The organism is Butyrivibrio sp. NC3005, assembly GCF_000424545.1.
Classification (GTDB): domain Bacteria; phylum Bacillota; class Clostridia; order Lachnospirales; family Lachnospiraceae; genus Butyrivibrio.
The window spans coordinates 1-25,608 of sequence record NZ_AUKC01000053.1; the positions used below are offsets into that span (position 1 = coordinate 1).

General features: G+C 38.7%; 24 protein-coding genes. 21 read left to right on the top strand and 3 right to left on the bottom strand.

Annotated features, from left to right (window positions below):
- Window positions 1-39: 39 nt before the first annotated feature.
- Window positions 40-141 carry a glycoside hydrolase family 9 protein gene (locus G634_RS22165; RefSeq protein ID WP_242826818.1) on the top strand — a complete coding sequence of 34 codons (102 nt, stop codon included), beginning with the start codon at window positions 40-42 and terminating at the stop codon, window positions 139-141.
- A gap of 659 nt (window positions 142-800) precedes the next feature.
- On the opposite strand, the gene G634_RS0112925 is transcribed toward G634_RS22165, so the two are convergent.
- Together G634_RS0112925 and G634_RS0112930 are read right to left on the bottom strand one after the other, a co-directional pair.
- The gene (locus G634_RS0112925; RefSeq protein ID WP_026505641.1) at window positions 801-1,748 is read right to left on the bottom strand and encodes a 3'-5' exoribonuclease YhaM family protein; all 948 of its coding nucleotides are present in this window, start codon (window positions 1,746-1,748) and stop codon (window positions 801-803) included.
- A 162-nt stretch (window positions 1,749-1,910) separates the two neighbouring features.
- The gene (locus G634_RS0112930; RefSeq protein WP_026505642.1) at window positions 1,911-3,317 is read right to left on the bottom strand and encodes a S1C family serine protease; all 1,407 of its coding nucleotides are present in this window, start codon (window positions 3,315-3,317) and stop codon (window positions 1,911-1,913) included.
- A 197-nt stretch (window positions 3,318-3,514) separates the two neighbouring features.
- On the opposite strand from G634_RS0112930, the gene G634_RS0112935 reads away from it, so the two are divergent.
- From G634_RS0112935 to G634_RS0112980, 10 genes are all read left to right on the top strand, one after another.
- Window positions 3,515-5,911 (top strand): endonuclease MutS2, encoded by a 2,397-nt coding sequence (locus G634_RS0112935; RefSeq protein WP_026505643.1) that lies wholly within the window; start codon window positions 3,515-3,517, stop codon window positions 5,909-5,911.
- A gap of 46 nt (window positions 5,912-5,957) precedes the next feature.
- Complete coding sequence (locus G634_RS0112940; RefSeq protein WP_026505644.1) at window positions 5,958-6,659, top strand: response regulator transcription factor; 702 nt, start codon at window positions 5,958-5,960, stop codon at window positions 6,657-6,659.
- 5 nt (window positions 6,660-6,664) lie between these two features.
- On the top strand, window positions 6,665-8,092 hold the full coding sequence (locus G634_RS0112945; RefSeq protein ID WP_026505645.1) for a HAMP domain-containing sensor histidine kinase: 1,428 nt from the start codon (window positions 6,665-6,667) through the stop codon (window positions 8,090-8,092).
- A gap of 11 nt (window positions 8,093-8,103) precedes the next feature.
- Window positions 8,104-8,595, top strand: coding sequence for a tRNA (uridine(34)/cytosine(34)/5-carboxymethylaminomethyluridine(34)-2'-O)-methyltransferase TrmL (gene trmL / locus G634_RS0112950; protein WP_026505646.1), 492 nt, complete (start codon window positions 8,104-8,106; stop codon window positions 8,593-8,595).
- A 29-nt stretch (window positions 8,596-8,624) separates the two neighbouring features.
- A complete protein-coding gene (rlmD, locus tag G634_RS0112955) occupies window positions 8,625-10,364 on the top strand; it encodes a 23S rRNA (uracil(1939)-C(5))-methyltransferase RlmD (RefSeq protein ID WP_026505647.1) in 1,740 nt (579 codons plus the stop codon).
- Between the two features lie 235 nt (window positions 10,365-10,599).
- Window positions 10,600-11,238: a class I SAM-dependent methyltransferase gene (locus tag G634_RS19195; RefSeq protein WP_242826817.1), complete on the top strand. Its 639-nt coding sequence runs from the start codon at window positions 10,600-10,602 to the stop codon at window positions 11,236-11,238.
- Entirely contained in the window at window positions 11,204-11,749 is a 546-nt protein-coding gene (locus G634_RS20470) for an NUDIX hydrolase (RefSeq protein ID WP_051233977.1), read from the top strand. The genes G634_RS19195 and G634_RS20470 overlap by 35 nt, the downstream gene beginning before the upstream one ends.
- Window positions 11,731-12,471, top strand: coding sequence for a class I SAM-dependent methyltransferase (locus G634_RS19205; protein ID WP_051233979.1), 741 nt, complete (start codon window positions 11,731-11,733; stop codon window positions 12,469-12,471). The genes G634_RS20470 and G634_RS19205 overlap by 19 nt, the downstream gene beginning before the upstream one ends.
- Window positions 12,472-12,495: 24 nt before the next feature.
- The gene (locus G634_RS0112975) at window positions 12,496-13,239 is read left to right on the top strand and encodes an endonuclease/exonuclease/phosphatase family protein (protein WP_026505649.1); all 744 of its coding nucleotides are present in this window, start codon (window positions 12,496-12,498) and stop codon (window positions 13,237-13,239) included.
- A 9-nt stretch (window positions 13,240-13,248) separates the two neighbouring features.
- Entirely contained in the window at window positions 13,249-13,656 is a 408-nt protein-coding gene (locus G634_RS0112980; RefSeq protein WP_026505650.1) for a cytidine deaminase family protein, read from the top strand.
- A gap of 63 nt (window positions 13,657-13,719) precedes the next feature.
- Here the strand turns inward: G634_RS0112980 and G634_RS20475 are convergent, their stop codons facing one another.
- Window positions 13,720-14,562, bottom strand: coding sequence for a helix-turn-helix domain-containing protein (locus G634_RS20475; RefSeq protein ID WP_051233980.1), 843 nt, complete (start codon window positions 14,560-14,562; stop codon window positions 13,720-13,722).
- Between the two features lie 665 nt (window positions 14,563-15,227).
- Here G634_RS20475 and G634_RS0112990 point away from each other — a divergent pair.
- The 10 genes from G634_RS0112990 to G634_RS20920 form a co-directional block, all read left to right on the top strand.
- Entirely contained in the window at window positions 15,228-16,586 is a 1,359-nt protein-coding gene (locus G634_RS0112990; RefSeq protein ID WP_026505651.1) for a hypothetical protein, read from the top strand.
- Between the two features lie 14 nt (window positions 16,587-16,600).
- Entirely contained in the window at window positions 16,601-17,221 is a 621-nt protein-coding gene (locus tag G634_RS19215) for a CHC2 zinc finger domain-containing protein (protein ID WP_051233982.1), read from the top strand.
- 145 nt (window positions 17,222-17,366) lie between these two features.
- Entirely contained in the window at window positions 17,367-18,647 is a 1,281-nt protein-coding gene (locus tag G634_RS0113000; protein ID WP_026505652.1) for a VapE domain-containing protein, read from the top strand.
- Between the two features lie 135 nt (window positions 18,648-18,782).
- Window positions 18,783-19,019 carry a hypothetical protein gene (locus tag G634_RS0113005; RefSeq protein ID WP_026505653.1) on the top strand — a complete coding sequence of 79 codons (237 nt, stop codon included), beginning with the start codon at window positions 18,783-18,785 and terminating at the stop codon, window positions 19,017-19,019.
- A 55-nt stretch (window positions 19,020-19,074) separates the two neighbouring features.
- The gene (locus G634_RS0113010; RefSeq protein WP_026505654.1) at window positions 19,075-19,434 is read left to right on the top strand and encodes a helix-turn-helix domain-containing protein; all 360 of its coding nucleotides are present in this window, start codon (window positions 19,075-19,077) and stop codon (window positions 19,432-19,434) included.
- A 47-nt stretch (window positions 19,435-19,481) separates the two neighbouring features.
- The gene (locus G634_RS0113020) at window positions 19,482-20,558 is read left to right on the top strand and encodes an ORF6N domain-containing protein (protein WP_035800056.1); all 1,077 of its coding nucleotides are present in this window, start codon (window positions 19,482-19,484) and stop codon (window positions 20,556-20,558) included.
- 69 nt (window positions 20,559-20,627) lie between these two features.
- Window positions 20,628-22,586, top strand: coding sequence for a recombinase family protein (locus tag G634_RS0113025; protein WP_026505656.1), 1,959 nt, complete (start codon window positions 20,628-20,630; stop codon window positions 22,584-22,586).
- A gap of 377 nt (window positions 22,587-22,963) precedes the next feature.
- A complete protein-coding gene (locus tag G634_RS0113030; protein ID WP_026505657.1) occupies window positions 22,964-24,499 on the top strand; it encodes an ATP-binding cassette domain-containing protein in 1,536 nt (511 codons plus the stop codon).
- Window position 24,500: 1 nt separating this feature from the next.
- Window positions 24,501-25,274 (top strand): hypothetical protein, encoded by a 774-nt coding sequence (locus tag G634_RS0113035; protein ID WP_026505658.1) that lies wholly within the window; start codon window positions 24,501-24,503, stop codon window positions 25,272-25,274.
- Window positions 25,275-25,436: 162 nt separating this feature from the next.
- Window positions 25,437-25,608: transposase (locus G634_RS20920; protein WP_196805372.1), on the top strand; the 172-nt coding region annotated here is incomplete at its 3' end.

Consider the following 25,608-nt stretch of genomic DNA (forward strand, 5'->3'; position numbering starts at 1 on the left):
GATGAAAGAGCAAAAGAAGTTCCTAAAGATTCAGCTCCTATGAAATGTTATTTAGATCACATCGATTGCTATTCTTTGAATGAAATAACTATTTATTGGAATTCACCACTGGTGTTTGTAATGGCAGGATTAATGAAGTAATGGATAGGAAATTATAGGTTATTGTTTTCATCAGGAAAATCAATAACCGTACCAGACCAAAATTTGTCGTCAAGAGAAATTTTGTCCTGCGAAGCAGGATTCTTGCTGATGATTATCCTAAATCTCAGCAAGAAGTCATAGGTTATTGTTTTCATCAGGAAAATCAATAACCGTACCAGACCAAAATTTGTCGTCAAGAGAAATTTTGTCCTGCGAAGCAGGATTCTTGCTGATGATTATCCTAAATCTCAGCAAGAAGTCATAGATTTTTGTCACTGCGTTCCAAAAACTACGCAAACTGGCCATTAAAAAAGGCTTCGCTTTGGACCAGTTTGCCGCTTGACTTTTGTTCTCACGAAACTCGCAGTAAATGCGAGTTTCTGAATATGAGTGACAAGAAGTCATACTTTTTGTTATTTGAACTAATTAGATTAGTTCTGATGGCTTGTAATATTTCATGAGCAGAACTGTTTATAAACGTTGGTTCTTATGCGCTGTTTTTTAGCGCATAAGAACCATTACGTTTATAATCAAGCGGAAGCGTGTCTGCGACGAAATATACAAACATCAGAACAGATTATATAAAACAAAAAAGTATAGGTTATTGTTTTCATCAGGAAAATCAATAACCTATACTTTTTTGTTTCTGTGAAGAATTATTAGTCTTGAACCTTTGTATCGTAAAGATTAGCCTCGAACAGTCTGTTGTAACCCATCCAGCCTGGTTCTGTGGCTTTCTCTCTTATTTCTCTAAATGTTTCAAGCTTTGCATCTGTATCATCAGCCATGTTAAGAGCTACAGCTTCCATGAGAACTGGAGTTTTAGGAGATCCAAATTCCATTTTTCCATGATGGGACAAAATGCAGTGCAGAAGTTCTTTTTCCAAGAGAGGTGGGAAGTTTTCAATTTCTGAACATACATCATGGAGCATCTGAGCACCCATTACTATATGTCCGAGGAAGTTTCCATCATCTGTATAATCGTTGTCCGGGAATGGAGACAATTCTTTTGTCTTTCCTATATCATGGCAGAGAGCTGCTGTAATAAGAAGATCTCTGTTAAGCATAGGATAGGAAGTGCAATAGTAATCGCAGAGCTTTGCAACGGAAAGTGAATGTTCCAGCAAACCTCCGATAAATCCATGGTGAACTGATTTAGCAGCAGAAGATACCTTGAACTTTGCGGCAAGTTCTTTGTCTTCAACGAAAACTTTTTTGAGTAATGTGTTTAAATAAACATTTTTTACACTCTTGCAAAGAGCAAGAACTTCATTAAACATTTCATCTATGTTCTTGGAAGAAACAGGCATGTAAAGAGCCTGATCATATTCACCTTCGCGGCAGATTCTGGCTCTCTTTATGTTGACCTGAAGAGCGCCATTGAAACTTGTGACTTCTCCGACAATTTCTACATAATCTTTTGCTTCGAAATCGTCAATTCCAGCACTGTTTGGCTCCCATATTTTAGCATCTACAGTACCAGTTTTGTCCTGCAAAGTAACGTTGTCATAAGGCTTGCCATTTTTTGTAGTGGCAGGAGTCTTTGCCTTACAGAAATAAATATCAGTCAGGCGATCGCCTGGTTTAATATCTTTTATAAATCTCATGAATAACCTCTTAATCATTTGAAAATAAACAAAAATAAATAAAAAACATATTCTATTCTACTCGAACATTTGTGTTCAAGCAAGACTTAGTTGGTGTTTACAGCAGGTACGTACAAACGTGTTAGAGATAGATTCGTACAGCTTGTGAAGCAACAACAATTTTTAATTTAATGATGCATGAATTGTCAGTTCATTATATCCGTTTGTGCTCTGACGCATTAGTACAATGTCTGCGTGGCTTCCGCTTGTAAGTTTTTGAAGTTCGTTTAGAAACTCTGTAGTATTAGTAACTGCACTGTTATTGATTGAAACAATGATATCCCCAGCTTGAATTCCTGAATCCATGGCAGCAGAACTGGTATCAACCTGTGTGACATATATTCCTTCAGGAATGGATGAATCTGCACTTCTTACAGTATCAGGAATATTAGAAATATGTACACCCAAAAAGCCTCTTGATGTATCATTTGAAAGCATTGATATCAAATTTTTTAATTCTGAAATACCTACTGCAGAAATCATGTTTTTCTGATTTTCAGAATTAAAGCTCATATTAATCATTCCAATAACAGAACCGTTTAGATTAATAATTACTCCATTAGAAGCAGGAGTTCCGTACATATCGGTAACAAGTAGTTTATAGGCACTGTCAGATAAATCGATTGTTGATGGAGTACCGCTTATAATTCCATAACCGATAGAGTTTGGAGATCCTGTAGGAGATCCTATTGCAACAACTGGAGTTCCGACTATCTCAGAAGAAGAGGAAGAACCAAGGGCTGCAATTTTTATTTCTTCTTTTGTTTTTTCAGAAACATTCTTCTCAGCAACGCTTAGAAGTGAGAGCCCTGTTATATTGTCAGTTGCTTTTAATTTGGCACTTACAATTGATCCGTCACAGAATGTAACCTGCATTTTCTGAGCTTTTGTTATCTTGTTGGAGAATGCTGCGATAATATACTCATTTCCGGCTTCAGCCACGATAAGACCTGATACTGCATCACTTCTTGTAAGAGATTCATTTATCCAATCAGTACCTGATGTCTGAACAGTGACAGTTACCATACTCTTTTCACCATCAGAAGCCACTTTTTTTAATGAGTCATACATTGAAACGTAGTTTTCGGAACTTATTTTGAAAGATTGAAGTGCAGCCTTTACTTCTTTTTCGGCAGTCTCTGTAACACTTGCCTTGGCGCTTGCAGCATCTGCAGCAGCCTTTTTCTCTTCGCTTTCTATAAGGTCTTTTCTCTGAATCTCAGAACTTGCATCTTCTGCAGGAAAAGAAACCTGATTGGAAGATGTGGCAGGGATAAGAGCTTTATTAAGTAATGGTTCAAGAATAAGGAATGTACAACATGCAACTGTTCCAAATAAAATCGCCATGGAAATAGTGATAATAGTACGCCTTAAAAGTTTTTGGGAGTTGATAGGACGTGATTTTATTTTTTCACTGATAAAATCAGTATTCGCTAAGGGATGTCCTTCCTCGTCAGTTAAATCTTTTTTGGAAGATTCAGATTCTTCCAGACCTGCATCTTTATTTTTGGGTTCATCTTTTTCAAACATAAAGCCTCCTTTGTTATTATCTTTTTATTATTTGACGTCAAAATCATGTATAATAATATAGGTTATTGTTTTCATCGGGAAAACAGGTAACCGTACCAGACCAAAATTTTATATGGTATAAGTGTCGAATGCCTGTTCGATATTTGCTACAATTATCATAACACACTATTTACTTACACATAGAAAGATAATAACAGATGAATGAGAAAGTTTTAAGCATTTTAGAGTACGATAAGATTATTTCAAGATTAGAAACACATGCCAATTCAGAACCAGGAAAGAAAATGTGCAGAAAGCTTCATCCAATGACTGATTTATCGGATATAAATCATGCACTTACACAGACTTCTGATGCAATAGCAAGAATATTCCAGAAGGGATCCACTTCTTTTGGTTCCAATACAGATTTATCTGGAATTATCAAGGCTTTAAAAATCGGTGCAAGTCTTGATATTTCAGGTCTTTTAAGAATTGCAAACCTTTTAGATAATGTTAATAGAGTTAAAAAATATGGTAGAAGAGATAAAGAGGATGAAAGAAGAGATTCATTAAGTGATTTGTTCGAAGGTCTAGAACCGCTTACTGTAGTCTCAAAGGAAATCAGAAGATGCATTGTCTCAGAAGATGAGATTTCTTCTGATGCAAGCCCTCAGCTTTCACATATAAGACGTAGCATTGCACTTACAGGAGATAGAATTCACGATAGACTAAATTCCATGGTTAATGGTTCATTATCCAGCTACCTGCAAGATACAGTTATTACCATGCGTGATGACAGATATTGTCTTCCGGTTCGATCTGAGTACAAATCTCAGGTTCCTGGAATCGTTCACGATCAGTCTTCAACAGGTTCTACTCTTTTCATAGAGCCTCAGGTTATAGTGGAACTCAACAATAAACTAAAAGAGTTCTTTTTGCAGGAACAGGAAGAAATAGAGAAGATACTTGCAGAACTATCAGCTATGACTGGCGAATATGTAGAAGCGCTTATGTATGACTGTCAGATAATGACAGAACTTGATTTTGTATTTGCAAAAGCACAGCTTGCACTTGAACAGAATGCAACTATGCCTATTATGTCTAATAATCATTCTTTTAATATAAGAAAAGGCCGTCATCCGCTTATTGACAAAAAGAAGGTAGTCCCAATTGATGTTTATCTTGGAGACGATTTTAACATGCTCATTATCACAGGTCCCAATACAGGTGGTAAGACGGTTACACTCAAAACAGTAGGACTTTTGACATTGATGGGGCAGTCTGGACTTTGCATTCCAGCTGCGGATAAATCAGAATTGTCAATATTTGATGAAGTGTATGCAGATATAGGTGATGAGCAGAGTATTGAGCAGTCTCTTTCGACCTTCTCCTCGCATATGACAAACGAAGTGAAAATATTAGAGAATGCAAATGAGAATTCACTTTGTCTTTTCGATGAGCTCGGAGCAGGAACAGATCCAACAGAAGGTGCAGCACTTGCAATTGCCATTTTGAATGATCTCCACGAACGAGGAATCTGCACAATGGCAACTACTCATTATAGTGAGCTAAAGGTATATGCACTTTCAAAAGAAGGAGTGCAAAATGCAAGCTGCGAGTTCGATGTCGAGACACTTAGACCGACCTATAGACTTCTTATTGGAATTCCGGGAAAGAGTAATGCATTTGCAATATCTTCAAAACTAGGACTTCCGGACAGAATAATCGAAGCTGCTAAAGTGCAGATAAATACAGATGATAAGCGCTTTGAAGATCTTCTTAGTGACTTGGAGAAAAATAGAATACTTGCTGAGAAAGAGCGTGCTCAGGTACAGACATATAAAATTGAAGTAGAGAAACTAAAAAAAGAACTCGAGCAGAAAACTCAGAAGATTAATACTTCACGAGAAGACATCATTAGAAGAGCTAATGAAGAAGCAAGAGATATTCTTGCCGATGCAAAAAAAGTTGCCGATGAAACAATCAGAGACTTTAGAAAAGCCGGAAAAGATGCTGGTATTCAGGAGCTTGACAGAAAGAGAAGTAAGCTTAACGAGAAGATTTCCAAAAAGAATGAAAAGCTTGCATATAAGAATACGGAGCCTACACACAAAGTATTGAAAGAAAGTCAGATAAGACTAGGCGATTCTGTAAAAATTGTTTCTATGGGACTTAAGGGAACTGTATCAAGTAAGCCTGATAAATCTGGAAATATGTTCGTACAGTGCGGTATTATCAGAACTAAAACTAATATAAAGGACATAGTTCTTATCGAATCAGAAGATGAGAAAGAGCTTAAGAAAAAATACCGTGTATCAAGTTCTAGCGCCAAGGAACAGGGAAAACGCCTTGATTTGTCACGAGGAAGAGAAATTCATAGCGAAGTAAATCTTATCGGAATGAATTCTGATGATGCGGTTCATACAATGGAACAGTATCTTGATAGTGCATATATGTCACATCTACCTACTGTCAGAGTTGTTCACGGAAAAGGAGCTGGTATTCTTAGAAAAGCAGTATGGCAGAGACTTCGTCAGATTCCGTATGTAAAGAGCTTTAAACTGGGAGAATATGGTGAAGGAGATGCCGGTGTGACAATAGTTACGTTCAAATAATAGCGTAAGTTTAAAATTTGGACGCGTGATTTTGAGGGAGAAAATTATGGTAACTAAGCAGAAAATACTGATAGTAGATGATGACAGTAACATTGCTGATCTTATTTCTTTGTATTTAGTAAAAGAATGTTACGAAACACAGATAGCAGGTGATGGAGAAACAGCTCTTGAGATGGTAAGGAGCTTTAATCCTGATTTGATACTTCTTGATTTAATGTTGCCTGGAATGGATGGATATGCAGTATGCAGAGAGGTTAGATCACACTCTCAAGTACCTATAATAATGCTGTCAGCAAAAGGTGAAGTTTTTGACAAAGTGCTTGGCCTTGAAATGGGTGCTGATGACTATATGGAGAAACCATTCGATTCCAAAGAACTAGTGGCAAGAGTAAAAGCTGTTCTTAGACGCTATAAAGCTGCGCCACAGCCAAAGAAAGAATCTAACGACAAGGCAGTAAAATATCCTGATCTTGAAATTAATATGACGAACTATTCAGTAACATACAAGGGTAATAGAGTAGAGATGCCGCCAAAAGAACTTGAACTTTTGTATTTCCTTGCATCCTCTCCAAACCATGTGTTTACTAGAGAACAGCTGCTTGATCAGATTTGGGGATACGAGTACATTGGAGATACCAGAACAGTTGATGTTCATATTAAACGACTGAGAGAAAAAATTAAAGACCATGAAAAATGGCGCATCGCAACAATCTGGGGTATCGGATATAAATTCGAATACAGAGAGTAAATGTAATGAAAAGGTCACTTTATCTTAAATTTTTAATTGCATATGTTTTGTTCGCAGTCTTTGGATTTATTGCAGTTGGAACAGTTATTTCGAATATGACATTAGAGCATATTACAAGACAAAGAGCAGATAACCTTAACTCTGCGGCCAATCAAATTGCCAATACCTATGCTCTGGACATGTATAATAGTGAAACAACAATTTCAACAGTTCAGGAACAATTAACGACATTATCAAGATATACAGATGCCACGATATGGATAATAAATCCTTCGGGGCGTCTTATTATCGACTCTTCAAGAGTTCTGAAGGAAGATTCGGATGAATCAGTTAAGGGATTTGACCCTACAGTAACAGGTGCAGGAAATTATGTAGTAGGGAATTTTTTTGGCTCATTTCAGGAAGAAGAGCTATCAGTAATAGCTCCAATTTCCGCAAACTATAAAGTTCAGGCATATGTAGTAATACACGCTCCAATGAGTGCAGTAAGACAGGAAGCAAATGAGACACTTAATATTTCATATATACTTCTTATCATACTTCTTCTTTTGTCATGTATCATACTTATCTTTTTCACAGAACTTGTATATATACCACTGAAAAAAGTTACGACTGCAACAGAGCAGTATGCTGCTGGAAACATGGATTACAAATTTACCCCGGATAGCGATGATGAAATAGGTTATCTTGGGGCGGCGGTTTCATATATGGCAGGTGAGATAGCAAGAAGCGAAGATGATCAAAGAAAATTTATCGCAAATGTGTCACATGATTTTCGTTCGCCGCTTACATCAATAAAAGGCTATTTGCAGGCAATGCAGGATGGAACAATCCCTCCGGATATGTATGAACACTATTTGGGAGTTGTAATCAATGAAACCGAAAGACTGACCAAGCTTACTAACGGACTATTGACGCTTAATAATCTTGGCGGCGGAGTAATGCTTGAAAAATCTGATTTTAACTTAAATAAGATAATCAGAGATACTGCTGCATCTTTTGAAGGAACCTGCAGAGCAAAAAAAGTGGCGATAGAGCTGGTTCTTACTGATGATGAAATGATAGTAAATGCTGATATGGGCAAGATTCAGCAGGTACTTTATAATCTCATTGATAACGCGATTAAATTCAGCCACAATGATGCAATAATAAAAGTTGAAACAACTGAGAAAAAGAATAAGCTTTTTGTGTCTGTTAAAGATTCAGGAATAGGTATTCCTAAAGAAGACCAGAAACTTATTTTTGACAGGTTTTATAAATCTGATTTGTCCAGAGGAAAGGACAAAAAAGGAACCGGTCTTGGACTTTCAATTGTAAAAGAGATAATAAAAGCTCATGGCGAGAATATTAACGTAATCAGTACAGTTGGAGTAGGAACAGAGTTTGTTTTCTCACTTCCTAAAGCCAAGATAATGGATGAAAAAGGAGATTAGAAACATAAAAAATGAATATTATATTACATCAGCCAGAAATTCCGGCTAATACTGGAAATATAGGAAGAACATGTGTTGCAACAAATTCAACTCTTCATTTAATTGAACCACTGGGATTTAAATTAAATGAGAAAACTCTTCAGAGAGCAGGGATGGATTATTGGGATAAACTCAAACTAGAACGCCACATAAGTTATGAGAAATTCAGAGAAGAACATCCGGATGCAGTAGTGTGGATGGCTACTACAAAAGCTCAAAAGTGTTATACACAGGTTAAGTTTTCTGAGAATGATTATATAATGTTTGGTAAGGAAAGCGCAGGTATTCCTGAGGAATATCTTGTTCAGGATAAGGAACATTGTATAAGGATTCCGATGAGTGATGATGTAAGATCACTTAATCTTTCGAATTCTGTGGCAATTGTATTGTATGAGGCACTTAGGCAGCAGAATTTTTCAAATCTTGAAAAAGAAGGTGAACTTCACAGACTAAGCTGGGATTAAAAGATTTATTTAGGAAATGTGAGATAGAAATGGAAAAGAATAACAAATCATTCTATAAAAAAGGCGATATAGTTGAAGTTGAAATAACTGATATTGGAAATGATGGAGAAGGAATAGGTAAGGTAAATGGATATACTCTTTTCGTGAAAGATGCAGTTATTGGCGATAAAGTATCTACTAGTATCATGAAGGCTAAGAAGAATTATGCTTATGCTCACCTTGATAGAGTTGTAACATCTTCACAGGTAAGAGTAGATCCAAAGTGTAAAGTTTCAAGACAGTGCGGCGGATGTCAGATTCAGGGCATGAAATATGAAAGCCAACTGGAATTTAAGTCTAATAAAGTGAAAAATAATCTTATTAGAATCGGAAACTTTAAAGAAGAGGAAATTACGAAAGTTATAAAGCCTATTATCGGAATGGACAATCCATATCATTATAGAAATAAAGCTCAGTTTCCGATAGGACAAAATAAAGAGAAAAATCCAATAGCAGGATTTTATGCAGGAAGAACACATTGTATTATTGAGAACCTAGAATGTTATCTTGGCACTAATGAAAACAAAGATATTCTTCAAATAATTCTTTCATACATGAAGAATAATAAGGTCTTGCCGTATGATGAAGTGAGCGGAAATGGGCTTGTTCGTCATGTTCTGATTCGTAAAGGATTTGTTAGTGGTCAGATAATGGTATGCCTTGTCATAAATTATAAAGGAAAGGCCCAAAATAGTGTTTTTTTCAAAAACCAGGAAGAGCTTATTGATGGTTTAAGAAAAATAGATGGAATGAGCAGTATATCAGTTTCAATTAATACAGAAAAAACAAATGTTATACTGGGAACTGAAATCCATACTCTTTGGGGAGAAAGCGCAATTGAAGATACTTTGTGCGGACTTACTTTTAAAATATCACCACTGTCGTTTTACCAGGTCAATCCTGTCCAGTGTGAGAAATTGTATAATAAGGCAATTGAATATGCAGCTCTATCTAAACTGAAAGCTGATGGTGAAACCGCACCTATTATATGGGATTTGTATTGCGGAATTGGTACGATCAGTTTATCTATGGCTAAATATCTTCAGGATAATGCGGGAAAATTTGGAAAAACGGGACATGTGTATGGAGTTGAGATTGTTCCGCAGGCAATTGAAGATGCCAAAGATAATGCCAAACGAAATGGAATAATGAATGCCGATTTCTTCGTCGGAAAGGCAGAAGAAGTTCTTCCACAAAAATATGAAGAAGGGATAAAGGCAGACGTAATCGTAATCGATCCACCAAGAAAAGGATGTGATCAAAAAGCGCTTGATACTATGCTAGATATGCAGCCAAATAGAATCGTGTATGTTAGCTGCGATAGCGCAACTTTGGCAAGAGATTTACGAATACTAGTAGATGGTGGATATAGGATAGAGGAAGTTACGCCAGTTGATATGTTTCCGCATACAGTACATGTGGAGACGGTCGTTTTATTGTCCAAACTCCATGAAGCTAAGAGCTATGTTGATGTCGAAGTTAAAATGGATGAGCTGGATCTGACTAAGGCTGAGAGCAAAGCTACCTATGATGAGATAAAAGAGTGGGTTAGGGAAGTCTATGATTTCAATGTAACTTATCTCAACATAGCACAGATAAAAAGAAAGAACGGAATAATAGAACGTGACTGTTACAATAAGCCCAAGTCTGATAGCAGCAGACAGCCTAATTGTACAAAAGAGAAGGAAGAGGCCATAACAGCGGCTCTTAAGCATTTTAAAATGATATAAAACAAGCAATATCTGAGATGTAATGCAGATGATGGCTGTGTTATAATGGAGGCATGTGTTTTCTGAGAAAGGAAGCGCATGTCTTTTTGATTCTACGACATTGGAGGAGACCGGAATGAGAGATTACAGCGCACAGCATAAGAAGGCATGGGAGTATAATGCTTACGATTTTTGAGTTAAATCATCAGGCACACCTGAAGAAAGAGCTAAGAAAGATTTGCAGGATCCTAAAGGTATGCTGAAAAGATATGCAGACTATTTTGATTCCTATGAAGGTGTCAGAGTTGCAAATATTTGTGGTTCATGCGGCAAAAAGGCTATTCCGCTTGCTCTTCTTGGCGCAGAAGTGACTGTCTTTGATATTTCAGAGGATAACAAGAGATATGCTTTGGAAGTACCAAATGCCGCAAATGTTCATGTAGGCTATGAGGTATGCGATATCCTTGAAATAAATCTCGAAAAGTATTCCGGATATTTTGATGTGGTATTTATTGAAGGCGGAATTCTTCACTATTTTCATGATATAGATGAGTTTATGAAAATGATGAACTCAGTACTGAAGACGGGAGGAAAGATAATTTGCAGTGATTTCCATCCGTTTACAAAGATTAGTGATAGCCTTAATCTTCAGCAGCCAACAATGAGCTATTTTTCGACAGATATATTTGAGGGTGAGATGGCACATGCTCGCTTCTATGACGAAGAAACGAGAAAGAATATACCCAAGTGCAGTTACAGGAAATATACCATAAGTGAAATACTGAATTCAATGATTCGGAATGGCTTTGAAATAAGGCAATTTGATGAACATCCTTCATGGGAAGATGAGAGGTTCCCAGGTGAATTTACAGCTATTGGAATTAAGAATAACTGAAAATGGAGATTATGATATGAAGAAGGTTGAAATTCTTGGGACAAATCGTTTTGAAACATACAGCAAAGTAAGAGAGGGAAGCCGCGGCATTATTGTAAAAGATGGACAGATTCTACTTACGCATGAGATAAATTCAGGATGGTGGCTGATTCCTGGTGGTGGAAGAGAAGAAGGGGAAACATTTGAGGAATGCTGCATACGTGAGGTTGAGGAAGAAACGGGTTATATCGTTAGACCCATGCATCAGTTTCTGGAGATGAATGAGTATTATGAGGAATACCGTTATACCGGTTATTACTACGTTTGCGAGGTAATAGGACAAGGTCATATGAAGCTTACGGAAGCAGAGAAGAGCCGTGGTGTAAGACCTGAATGGATTCCGTTTGAAGAGGCTGTAGAGATTTTTTCAAAACATGAATCATATGCAGCTGTCAGTGAAGAACAGAGAGGCTCCTATCAGAGGGAAGATGCAGCGCTCAGAGAGTATTTGAAATGGAGAAAACAAGTTTGAAAAATGTTTATGAACAAGTAGAAGAAAATATAGATAACTTAGTTGTGAATCAGGCAGATTGGACTTCTTCTGCAACCAGTGAAGAACTTAATTCAGCCAAAAATGGCAGACCTATTCTGCATTTTTATGATAAGGAAGTTCCTGCGGAATGGTTAAAGGGTATAAAGGGGAAAAGAGTTCTTTGCCTTGCTGGTGCAGGAGGACTGCAGGCACCGATCTTAGCCTGTGCAGGAGCAAAAGTGACGGTTATTGATATCTCTAATAAGATGCTGGATAAGGATAGAGAGATTGCAGACAGAGAGAAACTGGATATAGAAATCGTAAAAGGAAATATGTGCGATTTATCCATGTTTGCTGACGAATCGTTTAATTTAATTGTTAATCCGCCGTCTCTAATGTATATACCGGATTTATCCTTGGTTTATAAAGAGTGTCACAGAGTTCTTAAGAATGGCGGACAGTTTATCATAATGGCTCCTAGCCCTGTCAACTATCTTTGTGACTTCGTTGATGATGAAAATGGTGGATATTATAAAGCTGTACATAAAATGCCTTGGTGTTCAAAAGATTATGACGATTCAGAATGGATTGAATATGGTCATTCCATGGAAGAATACCTAGGAGGTTTGATACGTTGCGGTTTTGTGCTTGATGGATATATGGAATGTCAAAAAGAAGATATTACTGAGCTTATGTTTATGGTGAGAGCGAAGAAACTGTGATGTAGATTGGAGAGTAAAAGATTTATGAGAATTGCTACTTATAACATCTGGGATAGTGATAGTGGTATGCCTATGCGTTTTCAACATCTAATAGATGAGATAAAGAATGTTGATGCTGATATTATGTGTTTGCAGGAAGTATCAGACAGGAAAAAGCATGATGATATTTCCGAACAGTGTGGATATAAGTATTCAAATTGGAAGGAACAAGAAGGAATTTCAATATTATGCAAGCATCCTATTGAGAAATCCACGGAAGTAAATTACGGGTTAGCTTCACTTATACATGTGAGTGATTTGGCTATACTTGCTGTAAATGTTCATCTACCATGGGATAGACCTTCACTGCGGGAACAAGCTATAGTAAAGATTGTGGAGTATATTTCAACAATAAAAGCAGATTATGTCATTTTACTGGGAGATTTCAATTGCTCAGAAAAATCTGCAGTTCACCGCTTTTTGACAAATCAGCAATCTCTTTTAGGGGAAGATGCTTATTATTTTGATCTGGCTGAAGCATATACAGAAATCAATGGCACTAGGTTATTAGCAACATTAAATTTTCGTGATAATCCTCGTTGGGGTATAGTAGAAAGCAAAAATACAATCGAACTTAATCAGAGATTTGACAGGATATTACTTAAAAATCCTTATCCTGAGAAATTACCAGAATTAAAGAATTGTGACATATTTGGTACTAAGATATCAGAAGTGACAAATCTTGCAGCTAGTGATCATTATGGATTATTTGCAGAGATGGATTTTTAAGGAGGGGAAATGGATATTTGGGAAAAATTATATGAGGAAGCATGTAGAGTGCAGAACAATCGAGTGATTTCGCCTTTTATAGAGGCTGGAGGAGTGGCTGCAGCTTTGCTAACAAAGCAAGGAAATATTTATGTAGGAGTCTGCATAGATACTGCGAGTACTCTTGGTATGTGTGCAGAGAGAAATGCTATAGCAAATATGATAACTAACGGTGAACATGAAATAGATAAGATCGTAGCTGTAGTTGAAGATGGGGGTGTTGGAGCTCCATGTGGTGCATGCAGAGAGTATATGATGCAATTATCCAAGAATAGTGGAGAAATAGAAATATTAATGAACTATGAAAAACGCGAAACTATACGGCTTAAAGAACTGATTCCTTATTGGTGGGGAGAAACGAGATATGAGCAAAGATAGCTTATGATTACGTTGCTGTTCTAAAGATAAAAAACTGATGTTGGGGAATATTAAAGAAAACTTTTATTTCTTTCTCCGACGTTTCCTGTCATCCGGCTCTACAATTGGAGACTGATTTACAAGGTTATCAAAATCTTCATCAACACCGATTTTAGCGACTCTGTCAAGATTGGAGTCGCTATTTTTTATGTGTAACATATTTAAAAACATCGTCCTGACTACCTGGCCGAGAGTTACCTTCTTATCTTTCTTCTCCAGAATATCAGCGGTTGAAGCAATCAGATTTTTGAAGTCTGATTCACCATTCTGATAATCTGATGTTGATGAATCATCCTTGTGGCGGAATTTTATATCATGAAGGATATTCTTAAGCGCTTCGCCCATCCTTCCGGAGAAAAGATAGTCCTGATTCATCTGAACATAATCAAGAGCAAGAAGGTCTTTCTTGGCATCCAATGACTTCAGATTGGAGTGCTTAAGCTTGGCACGTCCAACCTGCATGAGTGTATTATATCTCTGAACAGATTCATCTGCGAATCCATCCACATATACTGCTGCGTCCAACATCATATCGTCAAACTTCTCATGCTCTATTATCTCGGATAATAGCTCTGGGTATATTTTCCTGTTTCGGAGTTTATCAAGGGCGGCATCAGAAAGACCAAGCTCATGAATACCAAAGTTTGGCTGCTTGAGATTATTAGTGAGTCCCAGAAGATAATCGGCAGATACGTTAAAGGTCTGGCAATATTTTATAAGGATATTACTTGGCACGTAGTATCCTTCTTTTTCATATTCTGCTATGGATGAAGCCGGAACGTTAAGCATCCTGGCAACATCCTTTTGCGTGAGCTTTTCATCGCTCATGTATCTTACATCTTTAAGTCTTACATTAACTGATTCCATAACTTCTTTCCCTCTACAAATCAATATCATATCACAAAACGAGATGTCGTTTTTATATTTCTTTGAAGATAAAAAACGACGTTTCGTGTATAGGAAGGGACGGTGCTCATTTGGTTTTTAATAAAGTTAGAAAAACTGAATGAACGTTCCAAATGGATACCTAACCCGGGGGAATAGAAAGCTAAGCGATGATGTCTGGCAAACGGAGCGAGCCGAGGGTGGCAAAAACGACAAAGCCCAAAACAGTCTAAATGGCTAAAATGATCTTAGAGGATACTTGTCAGGAAAGCATGAGGGGAGACGGCACCTTAAGAAAAAGCTTAAGGAAGAGGCAAAGAAGGACCGCAGAAGATTTCTGATTTGATAGTGAGTAAATGAATGGTCATCAGTTTCGATAGCAGACTGATGACTTTTCATTTGGCCATTATCAAATGTGAAAATGAGTGCACGCATTTTCGCGGAAAGGGGGTCAAGGGGCACAGCCCCTTTGTCAGGTCGAGGGCGAAGCCCCGCCCAGTAGATGTGGTCGACTGCGACACATCGTACTGGGTATTTTTTGTCATCTTGGGCCTATGTAGCCCTTGAAGACGGTGCGCCGCCGCTGACAAAGTTTTTACCAGAACTATAGTAACTATCGATTTATTATATAGGAGGAGTTTTTACAGATGAGAGTATCAAGGCATAATGGGAGATCCGGAGCTCATGGAGCTTACAATCCCAAACACAATGATAGAGAGTTCGAGCTTGAAAAAGCAGAAGAACTTAAGAAGGAGCTTACAAGAAACAACCTGTATTGGAACTGCATTGACAGGGAAATCGTAAGGCATGAGGAATTAAAAGAAAATGCCAATTCCTTTACGGATGTTGAAAAGGCTTTTTACAATCTGGTTTATGGAGGGTATGTCGAAGGGCAGAACCAAAGGAACACCGAAGCCAGGCATCCCGAGCGTAACAGAACTACGGATGATCTTAGGATGAATCCGAAGACCTGTCCTGAGGAAACAATCTACCAGATAGGAAACATAGACGAGCATGTTTCCTATGAAGTTCTGGCTGAGGTTGCAGTGGAGTTCTTAATCAAGATGCAGGAAAGATATGGAGAGCATTTTCACATCTTGGACTGGGCGCTGCATCTGGATGAAAGCACCCCGCATATCCATGAGAGGCACGTCTTTGATGTGGTAAATGGATATGGTGAGAGACAGCCCAAGCAGGAACAGGCACTTAAGGAACTTGGATTTGAACTTCCTGATCCGGATAAAAAGCCGGGAAAGTATAACAACAGGAAGATGAGTTTTGATGCCGAATGCAGGAAGCTCTTTATGGAAACCTGCAAAGAACATGGCCTTCAGATTGATGAAAAACCCATATATGGTGGGCAGAAGTATAAGGAGAAAAAGGAGTATGTCATCGACAAGCTAAATGCAGACCTTGAGGAATTGACGAGTAAATATGAGGCGGCTCTTTCTGAAAATAATATTCTGGCAATCAGTAACGAGGAGTGCCGGGCTGACAATGAAAGACTTCGAGGGGAGAATGAAGCATTGACAAGTCAGATCGAGGAACTTCTGGACAGAAAAGAAAATCTGGAGCTTGAGATCGAGGATGTTGAAGGACTTGTTGATAAGGTCTCTGATATCGCTTATGAAAAGGCCTGCGACAAACTGGTCGATGAAATAGCAAATGGTGTAAGGATAGAAGGCTCCAGAGAGATTGGCAGGCTTAAGACACAGATCATGGAAACTGGCGGATTAGTTCCAAAGCCTATAAGGAAGGTTGTAGCCGACCAGCTTACCAGGTTTCAGGACAAACTATCTGAAATTAAGGATAGAGTTGTCACAGCTGTGAAAGCAAGGCTGTCAGCAGCTTCGGTCAAGAAGCAGTATGTCAGAGAGATAGCCTACGAAGCAAAGCCAAGCATCAACGAACTTCTTGAAAAAGCAAGGAATAAGGCTGAACGTGATAACAGGCAAAGAGAATTACAGAGGTCTTCAAGAAGTAAGAAACATGACATTGGAAGGTAAGGGAGGTATCCAGGGTGAGCATTTTTGATGATATTAAGGAAAGGGTAACAGCCTATGATGCTGTTACTCATTATGGAATCAGGGTGGATGGCAAAGGAATGTGTAGATGCCCGTTCCACAATGACAGGAATCCGAGCATGAAGGTGGATGGGCGTTACCACTGTTTTGGCTGCGGAGCGGATGGAGATGCAACAGATTTTGTTGCTAACTACTTTGGATTGTCTGCCATCACAGCTGCAAAAAAACTTAACGAGGATCTTGGGATAGGCCTGCAGATTGGAGAAGATAAAAGCTCTCCGCCAAAAACACAGGAATGGATCCGGAAGGAAAAAGAGCTTTTGCTCAAGAAGGATGTAGTAAGAGCCTTTGATGTCTTGAGGCGGGATGCAATAAATATCTTATCCAAGTACCACCGGCTGTTATGGGAGTGGAAAAGAGAATATGAGCCAGAAACCAAGGATGTAGGGGATGCCGATTGGCATCCTTTTTTCGTGGAAGCGCTGGGAGAGTTGGACCTTGTTAACGAACTGCTTGATGATCTGACCTTTGGGGACAGAAATAAGCAACTGGATGTATTAGAAACTTATGGAGAGGAGATTAGGCGTATTGGGGAACGAATTAAACAATTTGACTGAAGAAGAGATAAGCCGTATGGCAACAGTCTTTTTGACTTCAGAATTCATGGATGAGCTTAAGAGGCGAGCTTTGGTTGATAATAAAGCTGGGGATATCGATACCGCTGCAGATGAGGTAGCCGAGCAGAGACAGGCTGTCCGTCAGATGCTGGAAACAGATGCTAAGGGGATTCCAAAGCAGACCAATAATAACTGCAAGATAGCACTCCGTGAAGACCCGGTTCTTAAGGATGCCATCAGGTTTAATGAACTGAATGAAAGGGTGGACATCATAAAGCCGATGCCATGGAGAAGAACAGCAGATGCGCTCACAGATGTGGATGTGGCAAATATTATCACGTATCTTGAAAACAATTACGGGCTTAAGGTTGACAGAATGATAGAGAGGGCAATCAAGACAGTTTCTTTTGATAATCCCTATCATCCGATCAAGGCTTACTGGGAGTCTCTGGTCTGGGATGGTAAACCGAGGGTCAGATATGCTTTGCACCATTTCCTTGGAGCTGATCTTACGGAGCTAAACTATCAGGCTCTGAAGATTTTTATGCTGGCTGCAATAGCAAGGGTGTATGATCCGGGGCACAAGTTTGACTATATGCTCTGCCTTGTTGGTGGACAGGGAGGCGGCAAGTCAACATTCCTAAGGTTTCTCGCAATATCAGACAGATACTTCACTGATGATGTGAAGAAACTGGATGGCGAAGATGTTTTTGAAAAATTACAAGGACATCTGATCATTGAGATGGCGGAGATGCTGGCAGCAATCAGGGCTGTAAACGCAGAGGAGATCAAGTCATTCATTACAAGGCAGGTTGATGTCTACAGAATCCGCTATGACAAATATGCAACTGAACATCCCCGAAAGTGCGTATTTGCTGGAACTTCCAATAAAAGGCAGTTCCTTCCGCTGGACAAATCCGGCAACAGGCGGTTTATCCCGGTAGAGTGTCACGCAAGTATGGCTGAGGTTCACATCCTTGATGATGAGGAGGCTTCACGAAAGTATATTGAGCAGATGTGGGCTGAAATGATGGTAGTCTACAAGTCCGGAGACTATTCTCTTACTCTTTCCAAAGAGATGAAGGAGGAGCTGGAAATCCTGCAGGAAGATTTTGTACCAGAGGATCCCATGGAGACAGAGATTCGGGATTTCCTTGATTCGACTAAAGAAACCCATGTATGCGTGAGTATGCTTTACTACGAAGCTCTTAAGCATAATAGGGATTTTGACAAGCCCAAGCAGGGTGAAGCAAGGATCATTGCGGATATCATGGATAACATTCCCGGCTGGGAGAGGGTCACTTCCCACAACTTTGCTGATTACGGGAAGCAGAGAGGCTGGAAGAGGGAAGGGACTCCTCCTGTAGAGGAGAATCCTGATGGTTTTGTCCAGGTTACGGAGCAGATGGAGATTCCCTTCAAATGAAACGTAAACTGATAAACCGATAAACTGAGAAAACTAAAAAGTTTTCACAGTATGTAACTGGAAAAAAGTTTTTTTGAGCCGGTTTACGAAGTGAGTTTACCGCTTCTATGCCGGCTCTTTTCAAGGAGGATGGACATGAGCAAAAATGCGACAGTAATTGTTGAGGAAAGAGATGAATGGAGCTCTTTTGCAGAGTTCTTGGGTAATATCATTGCTAAATATGCTGATGAAGTGGGATTGGATGACCTGCCTGATCCACATGCGTATATAGCTAGGAAAAATATTGAAAAAGGCTATAAATGCTATATGAAGAATATCAATAAAAGAATCAGCAAATCCTATCATAATTCGATTGAATATGTGTTCTGTTAATGGTAGGATAGACGTAGTGGCGAAAAATATTTTGTTCGTAAATACGGAGCATGTAATGATCATTAGTGAGAGAATATTTAAGATACTTGAGCAAAGAGGCATATCGCAGAGTGCTTTTGGAAAGATGGTGGGGCTTTCCGGGAGTACTATCAGCGATTGGAAGACCAAGAAGACCAATCCCTCGGCGGATAAGATAATGATTATTTGTGATGCACTGGATATAACGCCGGAGCAGCTTCTTACCGGCAAGGGGATTGATGACAATTATGATGAACATTATAACCGGGAATTGGATTTTAGCTTTCATGATAAGGAAATCATTCTTGAATATCACAGATTGTCTACTGATCAGCAGAAAAGGCTTGAGATGTATCTTAAGACTTTAAAAAAACTTGATGATTTGGAAAAAATGTAAACTTGATATTCCAATTTGGAAGTTCAAGTTGGGAATGGAGGCATCTATTGGAAAAAGATGAAAAAGATGAAAAAGTGGAAAGCGGGTTGATTCCATCTCTGACAGCTGAAGATATTAAGAAGTGCGTGTTTGTTGTGCAAGGTAAGCCTATCATGCTTGATTGTGATCTGGCTGCATTTTACGGATATACTGTAAAGGCACTTAATCAGCAGGTGAAACGTAATAAGAAAAGATTCCCTGATGACTTTATGTTCCAAACAGTGAAAGGGGATATTAATAGTATTCTGGAACAAATATATTATCAGGAAAAACAAGGAATTAGTCCAAGGTCACAAATTGTGACCTTGTATGATGAAAATGTCAGCGGAAAAAATATAAAATACTATCCTTATGCATTTACGGAACAGGGAATTTATATGCTTGTAGCTGTATTGAAGGGAGAATTAGCTATTCAGCAGAGTATATACATCATGCGTACTTTCAAGGAAATGCGCCATTACATCAGGCAGAATCAGCAGTTTATTACAAGTTCTGAATTAAACATGATAAATGCGCGAATAACGGATATATCTGTTAAGGTGGCTGGGCTAGATGATCATAGAGCTAAGACAGATAGCACATTGGAGAAAATGCAGAACAGTATAGATGCGATTAATGAAAACTTTGTTCTAAAAGATGATTACAAAAACTTTGTAATATATAAAGGACAGAAATTTGAGGCAGATGTAGCATATATAGATATCTATCAAATGGCAAAGAAAACCATTTATGTTGTTGATGATTATGTTAATGCGAAGACATTACAGCTACTTTCTCAAAAGGGTAAAGGAGTTAATGTGACTCTGTTTACGGAAAATGGATATGGAAGACAGGGCTTTTTAACTTCTGCTGTTGTGAACGATTTTAATAATCAATATCCGTTGCTTGAGATAAAGCATAATACTGATTGTCATGATAGGTTGATTATCATAGATTACAATACAAAGTCTGAAAAAGTGTATCATTGTGGTGCATCCAGCAAAGACGCAGGAAAGAAGTTATGCGCAATAAATGCTATTACTGATACGAGTGTAATTCATCCGGTAATTGATAAGTTACTTCTTGGAAACAACTATTCAGTGTGATTGCTCCAAGGTCACAATTTGTGACCTTGGCTTAAAGACAGGCAGCTAACCATTTTGAAGGAGATTATTATGGGAAAGGCTATGAAAACAAAGGTATATCTTTATACTCGAGTGTCTACTTTGATGCAGGTTGATGGCTATTCTCTTGACGCACAGAAGAACAAAATGAAAGCCTTCTGCGATTATAATAATTATGAAATCGCCGGAGAATATGAAGATGCCGGAAAGTCAGGTAAGTCCATAGAAGGACGACTGGCTTTCAATCGCATGATAGAAGATATTAAGATTGGAAAAGATGATGTCAGCTTTGTCCTTGTGTTTAAACTTTCAAGATTTGGCAGAAATGCAGCTGATGTTTTATCCTCCCTTCAGACGATGCAGGACTTTGGGGTTAACCTTATATGTGTTGAAGATGGCATTGATTCCTCTAAAGAAGCTGGGAAACTGATGATATCCGTATTGTCAGCTGTAGCAGAGATTGAGAGGGAAAATATCCGAGTCCAAACCATGGAAGGGCGTATGCAGAAGGCGCGAGAAGGCAGGTGGAATGGCGGATTTGCACCATACGGATACAGTCTTGTAAATGGCGAACTTATAATAAATGAAGAAGAGGCCGCTGCTGTCAGGGAAATGTTTAATCAGTATGTTAATACAGACCTTGGCGCTGTTGGTGTCGCCAAATATCTTGACAGTCATGGCTTCGAGAGAAAAATGAGGACGCATGGTGCAACTCCTTTGTTCAGCGCTTCGCTTATAAAGAGCATTTTAAAGAATCCGATCTATTGCGGTAAAATAGCATATGGAAGGAACAAGACTGAAAAAGTGCATGGAACTAGAAACGAATATCATAGAGTAGAACAAGATAATTATCTATTAGTAGACGGAATCCATGAAGGACTCGTTTCAGAGGAAGTGTGGGAAAAGGCTCAGATTAAAAGAAAAGACATGGCTAATAAGTACAAACGCTACAACCGTACAGTGGATGAAACAGTACATTTACTTTCTTCTATTGTGAAATGTCCTGTTTGTGGTGCAGGTATGTATGCCAATAAATGTACCAAGAAGCGTAAGGATGGCACTTTCTACAAACATTTCTATTATTATGGCTGCAAACACAGGGGGCTCTATAGAGGGTATAAATGTGATTATCGCAAGCAGATCAATGAAGAGCTTTTGGATAAAGCAGTTATCGAAACAATTAGCAATCTTGTAAATAATGATAAGTTTGCTACTTTCATGAGGGACAAAATTAAAATGAAGGTTGATGTATCTGAACTTGATGCAGAACTTAAGACTTATGAGAAGCAGCTTAAACAATGTAATTCAAGGAAAGACATTATCTTAAGCGATATAAACAGCCTTGATGTAGATGACAAACACTACAAAAGAAGGAAAACCGACCTTGAGGACAGTCTTTACAAGCTTTATGATAAGATAGAATATACAGAAGAGCTTATTATTGAAGTTAGAGCCAAGAAAAAGACGGTCATGGCTGATAAAATATCAGCAGATAACATCTATAAAGCACTTATATATTTTGATAAGTTCATTGATGGAATGACAGATGTTGAGCGTAGGGATTTCATTGAACAACTTGTCAGTGAAGTTAATGTATATGAGGAAAGGCAGCCAAACGGGCAGTGGCTCAAGTCAATTAAGTTCAAGCTTCCAATCATTGAACATGATATGAAGATAAGTTTGGACAATCAATTGTCCGATGAGACGGTTGTCTTGCTTTCCAAGGGCGAAATACCCAGTAAGAAAGTCAAGGTTGAATTCTCATTAGAGGGCATGGATACTGATGGTTTCAAGGATGGAGCTACCTATGATGAGATAAGGGATTGGGTACAGGAAAAGTATGGAATACATGTTACTAACCTGAACATAGCCCAGATCAAGAGAAAGAACGGAATTATTGAAAGAGAGAATTATAATAAGCCGAAGTCTGAAGATAGCAGACAGCCGGGAACAACACCAGAAAAGGAGAAGGCTATTACTGAGGCGCTGAAACATTTTAATATGTTATGAGTAATAGGAGGCATTCACAAAATGGATGCCTCTTTTTTATTGCGAGAAAGAGTTTAGTTGTCTGCAAAAAAATTCATTTTGGGATTGCATCAAAAATCTTTTGGTGATAGCATAGTTTTTGTAAATAAAAAAGAAAGAGCGTTAATCGCATAGGTGAAGGAATGATTATTAGATAATTTAGCTTGAGTGAACACTATCAGTAATGACAATGCTGCCAAGGCAGCTATTTTGTGTACGCTTAAACTGGATTATCATACATTCTTAGCCTATTTTATTTCTATATACTTATAGTAGGTCTATTTGTGTGAGTCTATTTTGCGTATGCGGAATAGGCTTTTTTCATGCGCAGCTTACGCAAAATGTATGCAGGAGGAAAAATGTTACAGATAAAAGACCTTACTATAACGCATCTCAAAGATCTGAGAATTATTCTGGATAAATTCAATATGGTATTAAATGATGGGGACAAAGCTGTGATCATAGGAGAAGAGGGAAATGGAAAGTCTACGCTTATGAAGTGGATATATGATCCAAATCTTGCAGAGGCATATACAGAGTGCAGTGGTGAAAGGATAACAGGAGGGGAGTCTTTGGGGTATTTACCTCAGGAACTTAATGAATGCGACAGAGTCAAAACCTTGTACGAGTATTTTTCAGAAGGAACGTTGTTTTTTGGTAAGACACCAAAGGAACTATCCGAAATGGCTAGTCAGTTTCAGGTTCCATCAGAGTTCTTTTATAGTGACCAGATAATGGGGAGCCTGTCCGGTGGTGAGAAGGTAAAGGCGCAGCTTATGAGACTTCTTATGGATGAGCCGACAGTTCTTTTGATGGACGAGCCTTCAAACGATATTGATATAGGTACGTTGGAGCTTTTGGAAAATCTGATAAAGGACTGGAAGCATATTGTTCTCTATATTTCGCATGATGAAACACTAATAGAGAACACTGCCAATGTTATCATTCATTTGGAACAGATAATGCGGAAAACCAAGTCAAGATATACGATTGTAAAAGACAATTACGAGAACTATATAAAAAGAAGGACTGATAACTTCCAGCGTCAGGAGCAGCAGGCACTTAGTGATCGCAGGGAAAAGAAAATTCGTGATGAAAAGTTCAGGCGAGTTTATGACAGCGTTGATCATGCACTTACGTATATATCAAAAGGCGCCAGAGATGCGCCGGGAAAGAACCTGAAGGATAAGATGCATACCGTTAAGGCAATGGGGAAGCGCTTTGAAAAAATGGATGAAAACATGACAGAAATGCCGGAGCAGGAGGAGGCGATCTTCTTCAAGCTTGGAAATGAGGCGGCAAGGATGCCGGCAGGAAAGACTGTTATCGAGTATTCACTGGATGAACTTAGAACGCCGGATGGGGGCAAAGAGCTTTCTCGTGATATCTTTTTAAGAGTAAGAGGCCCGGAGAAAATCTGCATTGTAGGTACTAACGGAGTAGGAAAAACAACGCTTCTTAAAAAGATGGCAGATGAGCTTCTATCAAGGAAGGACATAAGAGCACAGTATATGCCGCAGAATTATGAGGATATGCTTGACCTTGATGCTACTCCGGTGGAGTATCTTGATGACACAGGGGATAAGGCGGTAAGAACACGCATTAGAACGTATCTTGGCTCCCTTAAGTATACACCTGATGAGATGGATCATCCTATCAGGGAGCTGTCAGGTGGCCAGAAAGCCAAGGTACTTCTTTTAAAGATGAGTCTGTCCGATGCCAACGTACTTGTCCTGGATGAGCCAACGAGAAATTTCTCGCCGCTGTCGGGACCTGTAATCCGAAAAATGATAGCTTCTTTTCCCGGAGCAGTGATAAGCATCTCTCACGACAGAAAGTATATTGATGAGGTTTGTACGAAGGTATACACATTAACAGAGGAGGGACTGAAATAATATGAACTATTTTATTGAAGGATTACAGGGAAGCGGAAAGAGCACGCTGGTGCAGAAGTTATCGAATAAATATCCCGACCATAGAGCTCTTCGTGAGGGGGACTATTCTCCGGTGGAACTGGCTTGGTGTGCCTATGTGGATAAGGCTAAATATGATGAAATACTTGATAAATACCAGGATTTAAGGCATCGGATAGAGAAAAAAAGTTTTGAAGAAAACGGGAAAATGGTCATCTGCTACACTCAGATTATAACTGACGTTCAGGGATTCCATAGGGATCTTGAACAGTATGAAATCTATAACGGTCGAAGATCACTTGAGGAGTTTGAGGGAATTGTCCTTGGCAGATATGGCAGGTGGAATGGTGATCGGATGATATTTGAATGCTCTCTCCTTCAGAATATCGTTGAGGACATGATTCTTTACAGGACTTTGTCGGATGAACAGATTCTGAACTTTTACAGAGAAGTAAGAACTGCTCTTTCAGGAAAAAACATTCGTATCTTCTACCTTGAGGCTGAAGATATTGCTGCAAACATCGATGTCATCAGAAAGGAAAGAACCGACGACAAGGGCAACGAGCTCTGGTTCCCACTTATGATCACATATTTTGATGAATCGCCCTATGCAAAGAAATATGGTGTCTCCGGAGCCGACAGCCTAATCAATCATTTGAAGCACCGACAGGAGCTGGAGCTTAGGATTTGCGGAGATGTGTTTGGGGATTTGTGCACAGTACTAAAGTCAAAGGGTTATGACGAGGCGATGCTGTAAGTGAAACTGGTAATGTATATTGAATATGGTATGAAGAAAAAGGAGACAATATGTTAGATAATAAAGGATTTGATAACATTGGCGGCGCACACTCGTGACTTTAGTCATGAGTGTGCGCCGCCTTTTCTTGACTCTGCTAATTACGTATGGTATTATATAGACATGGATAAAGATAGAATATTTACAATAAAATCAGATGCAACACATGGTAGAGGGCATGTATACTGCTTACAGTACCATATAGTATGGTGCACCAAGTATCGTAAGAAGGTCATTATTGGCAATATAGAGTCAGATGTTAAAGAACATCTTTACCGTACAGCCGAAGATTTAG